The following is a 10,365-nucleotide window of genomic DNA, read 5'->3' as shown; positions in this document are numbered from 1 at the left end:
TTAGGCATTCTGTACCGTTAGAGTTTAGATAATTAAATACATATTGTACCGAAATTAAATATTAAGTCTATAAATACGGTTTTTGAGTTGCTTTTTAAGACTTTATTTTGTTCCGTTAGGCTATACTCTAAATTTACAGAACATCTCTTATTCGAAATTCGATCGAATGGGAGTAAAAGCCTGCCTCAATTCGAATTAATTTTACGTTTTTTAATTTTAAAAGTTCGTCGCCCAGCAAGTCGGTAAGCAAGGTCAGGATTCCGGCCGTCCAAGTGTTTAACCAAAATTGGCACACCATTCGGTGTTTTACTCATTAAATTATCATTTTCTACATACAGCACTGTTCCTCTTTGCGCTGCGGCAATAAAGCGGTCTCGAAGTACATTTGCAGCTTTGGCAGCAATACCTGATTCATTGTCATCTTCATCAATTAGATCTACTGTTGACATAGTGCCGTACTCCCAATTAGCTGATATATGAATCATATTACAAGTCGGGTAGACAGGATAAAGAACTAGAGACCTTTCTACATATAATGCTCTGATCGACACACACAATAGCTTCTTTCCACATCAAGGTAGGTATTATGTGTGATCTGAATTTTATATTTAATTTCAATAACTTATAAATATTAATGTTTGAGTTTTATTTTTGCCACATAAACAAAATAATATTTAAAATCAAATGCTTATATTTTATAAAAAATTTAAAGCTTAGCATCACACATGATAGCTACCTAAATTAGCTCCATTAGGTAGCTATCATGTGTGTCGATATTAAAAATTATGTTTAATTTCAATGTATTAATAGAATTCAACTCTTTATAATTTTGATATTTTTTTTACAAAGCACGGGATCATCTAACAGAAATTTTTTCCCTTTTTTAATCCTGGATATTTAGAATCGGTAGAAATTTCTTCACTTAAAAATTTAACTGCCTAGAGAGCAAAATGAATCCTATAACTTTTCAGAAACTGGAAAAAATGAATAAGCACTGCAAGGCTTGTGTTAAAGCCTATGCACTTTTGACTTTGTTGAGTCTGGTGACTTTTTTCATCTATTTTTTTAATCGTTTCACATTAGAAATTCTCGTTACGGACACGACTGCTCTATTTCCGGTTATCAAAATGGAAGCGTTGGCACTTGGGATAATGCACATTGTTTACTGCTTCTTTTTTAAATATGTCGATAAAAAACTTCAAATATTCGGCTTAGATTCAAATAATCTGAATGAATACATCCAGCGGAATCAGGCATTTTTCCAAAAATATTAAGGTATGGCTTCTCCAGTGGAACTCATGTCTTGTAATACATCAAAGACAAGTCTCTCAATGCCTGAGCGTGCTTTATCACGGTCTGGATCTAGCCAGGATAGCGACGGGAATTCGGCACAGAGTCCAATAAATTCCCCGTCTTGGGCGGACCATGTCACACTAAATAAATAACGAGCTTCGGTCTTAAAATCGAAAAAAGCTTTCATATATTTTGCCGCGTGTTTAGCCTCAGCTCTCAAATCGTCAATTTCTTGGCGGCTGAGATAATAATCATCAGGATATTTCTGCATGAGTTATCACCATTGTTAATTGAGATTGATTTAAAAAACATCCTATACCTCGGTTTTATTGGACTTCGCCTTCCATTTTTCGTATTTTTTGTTGAGATCTTCCGTTAATACACTCCTAAAATGAGCTTCTGCTTCTTGATATGATGAATTATTTACAATCGAACTTTTCAGTTTTTTCATATATGAAAGTTTTAAAGTCCGGGCACCATGATCAAACCAGGGCTGATTATATTTATCCTTGAATAAGCGTTTTTCTAGGTGATACAAATTTCCGATCTGCTGACGTACCCCACGGTAGCCTAAATAGCCCTCCAAGGCCCGGAAATGGCGTTCAAAATAGGCTTTCTTCTCATCCAGACTGGCATTTTTTTCAATCAGGCTCTGAAACCGCAAAACGACCCTTTTCCCTTGTTCTAGTTGTTCCTTATAGGCTTTATCAGTCAAACGCCAGGTCCAATCTGTGACATGTTTTTCATTGGTCCAATTCTTGGCTTGAAGCTCTTTAATGCTTTTCTTCGGCTTGGTCAGACGTACCAGTTCATATCTACCACAGCTGATTGGATTAACCTCACCAATGTAACTAAAAGACTCTGAACTTGGACAGATCTCAAAGATTTTACGGTTAATCTTCAATAAATCTTGTTTGTCTGTTTTGCTCAAAACTTTTTGAGTTTTTTCATCCAATAAGAAAGCATCACTGGTTCGACAAAACAGGTAAGCCTCTACTTGCACCAAAAAAGCAGGTTCATTTTTATCAAATTTTTCCCAGCATTCACTCTCACTCAGTCCTGGTAAATAACTATAAGTGAAATGAACCAGCAAGCTAAAAACTGGCTCACTGTTCAATCTTCTTCGATAGGTTTGTTGGGCTGTTTCCAGTAAATGATAACGCTCAATCCATTTTGAAATCATACGGCTTGCTTCATCAGTATTCATATTCAATATGAATTTCTTAGCAACAAGATCATATTCGTTCGTCATCATTCCCATGACATGTTTTGTAAAATCTTTAGGAACATAGCTGTAATAAATCATTTTTTTATTACTCTTAAAGTGATTTTAATAAAGTGATTCTATAAGAGATTTATAAAAGATATTTATTAAAAATTCTATAAGAAATTCTTAAAGTCTCAAAAATGCAATTTTTGAGACTTTAAGCATGATTGCGAATCACCTTCGGAGATTCTATAAATAGCAGTTCCCCAAAATGGGCTTGACGACCGCAACTTGATCAAATATAAAACTTTTAGGGTCTTTGATTTTTTGCGTGGACTGCCAATCCATGAGCCAATTCTTTTCTGTTTGGTTCCTGGGTTGCCTACCCATGAATCAGACACACTCCCCCTTCTTGAGGATTGCCAGTCTTTGAGAAGCTTTAGTGGTGAAGCTGCGTGCGTGAGGAAACTCTAGCTGGCGCGGCTACACTAGGGGCTGGCGGGTGTGACTCCCGCTTTCTACCTGTTCACTCATTTTGATGAATGAACACCCTCCACTCCCAAGGTGGAGGTCAGTTGGGCGACAAGGACACGGGATCACGGTGACGTGGCGGTGGGAGTAACTTCCCTCCTAGGCTGAAAGGGCCAAAACCCTGTATTAAAACAGACAGTCAGAGGACTCACGGAATGAGTAACCTCGTGAATAGCTGATAACCAGACGCTTCAAGTCAAAAACAAAAATAAAGACAAGGGCGTAGGTTATACCCACAGGTGGGCTTTTGAGGGCATCGTGAGGTGTCAGGGTTGCAAGGCGAAAGCTGGCGCAATCGGTACTCGATTTTAGGTAGAACAGTGAATTTGTCGGAAGACATTCTGTTTTGCTGTCGAGATCAATGGATAGCTCAAGCCTGTAAGGTCGTCAACATGGTGCTTTTTAGGCTGTGTATGTCGATATGGGTAAGGCGTGAACGTGGATGATTATTAACTACATATTGCATTGTATAAACCTGATACGACTTGGAACTGCGATCGGGGGAGATAGGAATGTAGGTGTTGTATGTAGGAGATCGGCACGGGTTCTGCCAGTTTTCAGGCAACTGAAAACAACTGTTTTAATACTAACTTGGGAAGCAGTTTTGTTTAATGACGAAGCCGTATTGCTTAAAGATTTCTCTTTAATTTGAAGAGGTCTTTATTCAATCGGAGGCAACTTCCGAAAACAGAACTGTGGGAGAGTGACTTAGTAGGGCTTTGCTGTAATGGCAAAGGAAGCATTTCAATTCGAGTGAAAGGCGAGCGTTGAAATGAGTAACGAAAGGACACGCCATTAAGTTGGAGTGTGTAAGAGAATTGGAAGAATGTGGTTTGAGGATGAAGTTTGGCAACTTCATAGACTTGGCGGTCTAAACCCTCCAGCCACATTTGTAAAAATCGACCTAGAAGATCAGATTCGAGTGGCATCGGATCCAGAAATTCCAAGAACCTTGAGAAAACAAGTCAAATCAAAGTCTTTGATCCGACTTTTTAAAAACGGTTAGTGGGGACCTCACTTAAAAAATCCTGACGCAGCCGATTCTGCTGAACGAAATTAAAAATCTGTGTGTCCCTCATCACACATAAATAACTGAGATCAAAGTCCTGAGTACGACTATAAACTGCTTTCCATTTTGCGCTGATTTGCGTTTTAAGCCATTTTCTCTATTTGATATAGGTAATCTTGATAATCAGTGAAAAAACGCGTCTACCCCCTATTTTTTGCCTCTAATCGTTATATCAGAGCGAGTGTCTACGAGCGAACATCAAAAAGTCGTGCCTAGACTCCCTGAAAAACAGCTTTTTAGGCTGTGAAGTCAAAAAAGGCGTAAATCATATGTAGAAAATTGAGCCTAGACCGAGCGAAGCGAGCAAAAAAGTACTATGAGCGAAGCGAATTCCGAGTTGCTTTTGCTTTTTCTAAAACTCACGAAAATATTAACCAAAAAATTGCCCCTCGAATCGAGCGAAAGCGAGATTCAATAGAGTTTGAGCGAAGCGAAAACCAAGGGCAATTTTTCATGATTCACGTTTTTAATTATTTTTAAATACTTTTAATGTTTTTAGATGCTCTGTAGCCCTATAAAATAAAGGGTTACAGAGCTTATACATGGACGTTTATCTTGCTATACATGGACGTTTATCTTGCTATACATGGACGTTTATCTTGCTATACATGGACGTTTATCTTGCATATATTGACAAATATTATAATGTCAATTTTAAGGTTGAATTATAAACCACCTAATTGCAATAAGTGTTTGTATTTAATGAATTTTTATTAATTCCGATTATATATTAGATATTTAATAAATATTAAATACATAATATCAAAGATATTATCTTAAAATATCTATATATATTATTGTTTTTATTATAAATAATAGATTAGATAATATATTAAATAGACATTTTATAACCTATTATTTTTAATATACATGGACGTTTATCTTGCTATACATGGACGTTTATCTTGCATAACCTAAAAAATCATTGACATCAAAATATAGTGTCAATATATTGACATCAAATGATCACGTCAAAATAAAGATATGAAAAATACTGTCGTCAAAGATAATGCTTTAATCAATGCTAGTTACAACCTAGATCTAGCAGAGCAAAGACTAATCTTATTAGCTATTGTTGAAGCTAGAGAAAGTGGAAAAGGTATCAATACAAACGACCCACTCGTTGTTCATGCTGAAAGTTATGCACATCAATTTAATGTTCATAGAAATACGGCTTATACAACATTGAAAAATGCTTGTAATGCACTGTTCTTACGTCAGTTTAGCTATCAAGAAAAAAACTCTAAAAACATAGAACATATTAAATCTAGATGGGTTAGTGAAATCAGATATATAGAGAATGAAGCCGTGGTTAAACTTATTTTTTCCCCAGCCATTGTTCCATTAATTACAAGATTAGAAGAACATTTTACTAAATATGAGCTAGAACAAATTAGTAATCTGAGTAGTGCTTATGCAATCCGTTTATATGAGCTTTTAATAGCGTGGCGAAGTACAGGTAAAACGCCAATTTTTGAATTAGCCGATTTTAGAGAAAAATTAGGAGTTGATAAAACAGACTACGCGATAATTTCTGATTTAAAAAAACGAGTACTAGATATTTCAGTTAAACAGCTTAATGAACACACTGACATCACTGTTGAATACGAACAACATAAAAAAGGACGTTCAATTTACGGCTTTTCATTTTTATTTAAAAACAAGCAAACAGAGCAGAATTTAAACTCGACACGAGATCCAAATACCGTAGATCTTGTTTCAAAAATGACTAAGGCTCAGCGACATTTATTTGCTAATAAACTCTCTCAATTACCTGAGATGAGTAAGTACTCCCAAGGCACCGAAAGCTTTCCGCAATTTGCAATTCGTATAGCTGACATGCTGCAAGATCCACATCGTGCTAAAGAACTGTATCCATACTTAGAAAAAGTGGGATTTATGTCAGCTACTAAAAACAATGCTGTTAACAACTAAACTCTCAGTGAGTGAAGGATCCAGAATTAAAATCTGAGACTAAATAATTAAACTATAGTCATATAAGGAATTTGAAATGCTTATTGATGCAATTGCTTTATTAAGTGCTAAAAAAAATACTAAAGGTTATTCAGCTCATATCCAAATTGAGACTTCTGACGGTTCAGAAATTAGTGGCTCTATACAATTAGATCATGAATGGGATTATCAACTCGGCTTTTTGAGAGATTTAATAAATACAGAAGAAGATATGCGTTTTGTTGATAGAACCTTTACCAGTGAGGATTTTAGAAATGGTGTTTTAGGTTACTTAAGCAATTAGGCTTTAAACCTTGAGTGTATTAAAGAATACACTTGTTGTATTCTTTAATACGTCTCCTAAATACACAGTAATACAGTATGAAAACAAGTACAAAATACAGTGTTAGTGATGCTGCAACACTGTATAAAAAATCTCGGGCCACACTCTACAAAGATATAAAAAACGGAGTATTAAGTCGTGATCATGATGGTTCTATCGACTTCTCAGAATTACTTCGTGTCTATGGTGAGCCTTTTGGTGGAAAACACCCAAAACGTATTGACATGTCTCCGATACAAAACCTAGATACACCTGAATACAATGATAAAACAGTGGAAGAACTCAAAAATCAGATTGAGTTTCTAAAGAAACAACTAGAAAAGGCAGAAGATAGAGAAGCAAAAGCTAATTCTCGCATCGACACACTCCTGACCCTCATTGAAATGAAACCATCCCAAGCCACTACAGCTAATAATCATCAACCTGAAACAGATATAGCGATAGATCCAAAACTAGAAACCAAACCTAAAGATGATGGATTGACTATTCCGGTTGAAAAAGAAAACAAGCGAATCCCTGTTCCTGAACACGTAGACCCAGAACCGGAAAAAAGAGGCTTCTGGAGCCGCTTCTTTAAGCCATATGGCTGATCTGATTGTTCACCTGGGCTTATTAAAACCGTGGAGCATTGCTCAAGAAGTAAGCGTGGAACGTGAAAAATCACAAAAAAAGCCCACCTTGGGGAAGGTGGGCTATCAACTAGAAACTACAGCATTGATTTCTAAGTGGAATTATAACGCATTTCGTATAACGCGTATTATGTTAATTTTAGGAATATTAAATAATTTAATTCGATTTCAAATCATAACCAAAGTCTTGATCATCCAAGTTGATTTCATCTGTAAATAAAATTCCTAATACATATTTAAACCTTTCATATCTATCAAAAATTGTTGGTATTCCCCAATCTTCATCTAAAGTATATAGTTCGTGCTTTTTATAAATTGAAAAGTCACTCCAATCTGGAACAAACATTAATTGAGTAATTCTCATAACTCCTTTCAATATATCTCGGGGTATTGCCGAATTATTAGAATAATGAAAATTTATACTTAATAAATCTTTTTCTAATTTCCAATATTCAACATCAGACCATACCCCCTCATCAATCCATAAGCCTATAAAAGAATTAGGATCATAGATTCCTTCGCCTAAGAAGGTGATATTTCTATTAAAATTTTCCAACATATAATTTAATCTCCGATTCTATTCATATTTACATCAAATGTTCCATTCCGAGTGCTTTTACTATTTAACTTGTCAACACTACTAGCTTCTTTCCATGCCCCACCATTATGCCCATCAACATCTCGAGATATATAACTATTACCTTTTTTATAGACTGCTGCACCATTTTTTGTTCTGTAGTTTGTTTTTTTATATCCCATTGCTTCTGCTGCTTTTCCTGCTGTTTTATCATTAGGATATACTAGAGCCTTTCCATTAATACCTAGTTTTCCAATTTTACTTATCCCCCCAAAAAGAACTCTTAAAGGAGCGATAAAAGTTTCTTCTAAATATGTAAATGGCTGTATAGGTTTTTCTTCGATTTCAATACAGTTACCTTCTTCATCACATGATGGGTAGCTTGCAACTTTATTATTAGAACTGAAATTACTTACAAAACTATTTTGTTGTGTTACTGATTGAAAACTAGAAATAGAAGATTTGCTTGAACTACTTCCAGAACCATTACTCAACACGGCTAGATCAGATAGCTTTAGGTATCTTGATCCACAACTAGAAGTATCACCAACAGCAACAATACTTTTTCCACCAACGGTCATAAAACCTTGATTAGATGCGATTGCACGTGATTGAACCTTACATTTAGGACAAAAGTGAGTCATGCCATCAAGATGTACTGCTTTACCTTCGACAGTAAAAGATGAATCACCTAAAATAATGATTCCACCATGATCGGTTTTACAACCAACTGTTATTAATGCTTTCATTTATAATTTGATTATTTATTAAGAATGAACATATTAAAGCATAAGGAATTAATGATAAAAAATTTGATAACTACTTCACAATTCCTTATCCATTTAACATAATGGCTGTTATACGAAATTCAGCGTTTCAGGCTCCCCAAAACCAAGTTTATTTCTTGCATAAATGTATCCTGTAGGATACATTTTGTTTATGTACTCAATATATACCACTGAAGTCTTTGATGAATGGTTCACCAAGTTAAAAGACCAACAGGCAAAAAGACGCATACAAGTCCGAATTGATCGGGTTGAAGATGGAAACTTTGGAGATACTGAACCAGTTGGTGAAGGTGTCTCTGAATTACGTTTCTTCTTTGGACCAGGCTATAGGATTTACTACTGCAAACAAGGGCAAAGGGTTGTTATTCTTTTAGCAGGCGGAGATAAGTCTACGCAAAGTAAAGATATAAAACTTGCCCTGCAATTGGCACAAGATTTAGAGGAGGAGCTATAAATGGCTATTAAACTTCGCAAATGGGACAGTGCTGAGCATCTTAAAACAGAAGAAGATATGCAGGCTTACTTACAAGCATGTATCGAAGAATCTAATGGTGATGCCGCATTCATTGCTAAAGCTTTAGGTAACATTGCTAAAGCTAAAGGAATGGCTCAATTATCACGAGATACAGGTCTAGGCCGAGAAAGTCTTTACAAAGCACTTTCTGGTGATGTGAACCCTAGTTTTGATACGGTGATTAAAGTTGTAAAAGCACTAAATTTGCGCTTAGCAATTTAAAAAAATTATTAAAAAATGGAGCTTTAGGCTCCATTTTTTAATTTCGTATAACGTGTATTATGTTAATTTTAGAAAATCTAAAATAATTATTGATAATTTTTTTTTGAAAATTTAACATACCTTCCGATTGGTATTTTAGGTATGATTACTTATGAACAGTGTGTTACTCGCTTATGTATTACTTGGATTTGCAATAGTTTCCGAAGTGATTGGAAGTAGTTTTTTAGTTAAATCGGAAGGGTTTACAAAACTTTTTCCAAGCGTGATGGTCTTTATTTTTTTTAGCACGGCATTTTATTTATTATCACAAGTTATTAAAACAATCCCTTTAGGTATCGCATACGCTATATGGGCTGGTGTTGGGATTGTTCTAACTGCTGTAGTTGGCTACTTTGTTTTTAAACAGACACTAGATAATCCTGCTTTAATTGGAATTGGTTTTATCGTATCTGGCGTAATAATTATTAATTTATTTTCGCAATCAGCAGGTCATTAAGTGAAAGAAATTCGGCAACAAAAGAAGCAACCAGAGGTTATTCGAAAGCGCATCCTTGAACAGGCAACTATTCTTGTTTCTCAAAAGGGTATTTCTGGTGTTTCTATTCAAAATATTGCTACAGCAGTAGGTATAACAAAAGGGGGGGTATTTCACCATTTCCCGAATAAAAAAAATTTGATAGAAGAAATGTTCAATCAAATAATTCTTGATTTAGATCAAACAGTTGAATACTTGATTAAACGCGATCCAACAGAATATGGTAAATTCACACGAGCTTATATTCATAGTTCTTTTATCCATCAAATAGATGGGGTGGTTTCTGCTTGGTCAGCGTTATCAATGACTATGATCACAGAGCCTACCTTTAATAAAATTTGGATGGAATGGCTAAAAAATAGATTATCTCAACATGCAGAAACGGATAGTCATCCTGATTTAGAGTTACTTCGTTTAGCAGCAGATGGGTTGTGGCTACAAAGTATTACCGGAGTCATTGATGATGAGCAATGTTCAAAATTAGAAGACGATCTGCTTAATCGAACCTATTTAACATAAAATCTCTTATTCGAAATTTGAACTGTAAGCCCCAGATAGAAAAATCCAGTGCATAGAACGGCACTGTTGCAAATAGGCTGACATGATAAGCTAAATATCTTATTTATTTCGAGATACAGCAGATGAATCCCTTCCACGGTCGGCACTTTCAAGGTGAAATCATTCTTTGGGCTGTTCGTTGGTAT

The 10,365-nt window shown here is 35.3% G+C and carries 12 protein-coding genes and 2 pseudogenes; 8 read left to right on the top strand and 6 right to left on the bottom strand.

Annotation, left to right across the window (positions count from 1 at the left end):
• Window positions 1–185: 185 nt before the first annotated feature.
• Window positions 186–449, bottom strand: coding sequence for a hypothetical protein (locus FTU64_RS15800; protein WP_127801456.1), 264 nt, complete (start codon window positions 447–449; stop codon window positions 186–188).
• 501 nt (window positions 450–950) lie between these two features.
• Here FTU64_RS15800 and FTU64_RS15795 point away from each other — a divergent pair.
• The gene (locus FTU64_RS15795; protein ID WP_104442387.1) at window positions 951–1,274 is read left to right on the top strand and encodes a hypothetical protein; all 324 of its coding nucleotides are present in this window, start codon (window positions 951–953) and stop codon (window positions 1,272–1,274) included.
• On the opposite strand, the gene FTU64_RS15790 is transcribed toward FTU64_RS15795, so the two are convergent.
• Both FTU64_RS15790 and FTU64_RS15785 read right to left on the bottom strand, forming a co-directional pair.
• Complete coding sequence (locus FTU64_RS15790) at window positions 1,271–1,480, bottom strand: hypothetical protein (protein WP_005404800.1); 210 nt, start codon at window positions 1,478–1,480, stop codon at window positions 1,271–1,273. The genes FTU64_RS15795 and FTU64_RS15790 overlap by 4 nt on opposite strands.
• Before the next feature lie 126 nt (window positions 1,481–1,606).
• Window positions 1,607–2,599 carry a hypothetical protein gene (locus tag FTU64_RS15785; protein WP_227554861.1) on the bottom strand — a complete coding sequence of 331 codons (993 nt, stop codon included), beginning with the start codon at window positions 2,597–2,599 and terminating at the stop codon, window positions 1,607–1,609.
• A 2,485-nt stretch (window positions 2,600–5,084) separates the two neighbouring features.
• On the opposite strand from FTU64_RS15785, the gene repM reads away from it, so the two are divergent.
• From repM to FTU64_RS15770, 3 genes are all read left to right on the top strand, one after another.
• Window positions 5,085–6,035, top strand: a complete 951-nt coding sequence (repM, locus tag FTU64_RS15780; RefSeq protein ID WP_005404786.1) for a replication initiation protein RepM — start codon at window positions 5,085–5,087, stop codon at window positions 6,033–6,035.
• A gap of 76 nt (window positions 6,036–6,111) precedes the next feature.
• Entirely contained in the window at window positions 6,112–6,357 is a 246-nt protein-coding gene (locus tag FTU64_RS15775; RefSeq protein ID WP_005404787.1) for a hypothetical protein, read from the top strand.
• A 77-nt stretch (window positions 6,358–6,434) separates the two neighbouring features.
• Complete coding sequence (locus FTU64_RS15770) at window positions 6,435–6,986, top strand: plasmid replication DNA-binding protein (RefSeq protein WP_005404788.1); 552 nt, start codon at window positions 6,435–6,437, stop codon at window positions 6,984–6,986.
• A 196-nt stretch (window positions 6,987–7,182) separates the two neighbouring features.
• Here the strand turns inward: FTU64_RS15770 and FTU64_RS15765 are convergent, their stop codons facing one another.
• The 3 genes and pseudogenes from FTU64_RS15765 to FTU64_RS15755 all read right to left on the bottom strand — a co-directional run.
• Window positions 7,183–7,584, bottom strand: a complete 402-nt coding sequence (locus FTU64_RS15765; protein WP_111886124.1) for an Imm41 family immunity protein — start codon at window positions 7,582–7,584, stop codon at window positions 7,183–7,185.
• A gap of 5 nt (window positions 7,585–7,589) precedes the next feature.
• A pseudogene (locus FTU64_RS15760) lies at window positions 7,590–7,784 on the bottom strand (toxin C-terminal domain-containing protein); the annotation flags it as partial.
• A 216-nt stretch (window positions 7,785–8,000) separates the two neighbouring features.
• Window positions 8,001–8,351 (bottom strand): annotated as a pseudogene (locus tag FTU64_RS15755) (PAAR domain-containing protein); the annotation flags it as partial.
• Window positions 8,352–8,541: 190 nt separating this feature from the next.
• Here FTU64_RS15755 and FTU64_RS15750 point away from each other — a divergent pair.
• The 4 genes from FTU64_RS15750 to FTU64_RS15735 all read left to right on the top strand — a co-directional run bounded on the left by FTU64_RS15750 (window position 8,542) and on the right by FTU64_RS15735 (window position 10,180).
• A complete protein-coding gene (locus FTU64_RS15750; protein ID WP_178962753.1) occupies window positions 8,542–8,844 on the top strand; it encodes a type II toxin-antitoxin system RelE/ParE family toxin in 303 nt (100 codons plus the stop codon).
• Window positions 8,845–9,126: an addiction module antidote protein gene (locus FTU64_RS15745; RefSeq protein WP_067865280.1), complete on the top strand. Its 282-nt coding sequence runs from the start codon at window positions 8,845–8,847 to the stop codon at window positions 9,124–9,126.
• 151 nt (window positions 9,127–9,277) lie between these two features.
• Window positions 9,278–9,622: an SMR family transporter gene (locus FTU64_RS15740; protein WP_005146112.1), complete on the top strand. Its 345-nt coding sequence runs from the start codon at window positions 9,278–9,280 to the stop codon at window positions 9,620–9,622.
• Complete coding sequence (locus FTU64_RS15735; RefSeq protein ID WP_005146114.1) at window positions 9,623–10,180, top strand: TetR/AcrR family transcriptional regulator; 558 nt, start codon at window positions 9,623–9,625, stop codon at window positions 10,178–10,180.
• Window positions 10,181–10,365 lie beyond the last annotated feature (185 nt).

This window comes from Acinetobacter sp. YH12128 (assembly GCF_013418655.1).
Taxonomy (GTDB): domain Bacteria; phylum Pseudomonadota; class Gammaproteobacteria; order Pseudomonadales; family Moraxellaceae; genus Acinetobacter; species Acinetobacter amyesii.
Note: the sequence above shows the minus strand (reverse complement) of the source record. Positions and strands in the feature narration are given on the sequence as shown.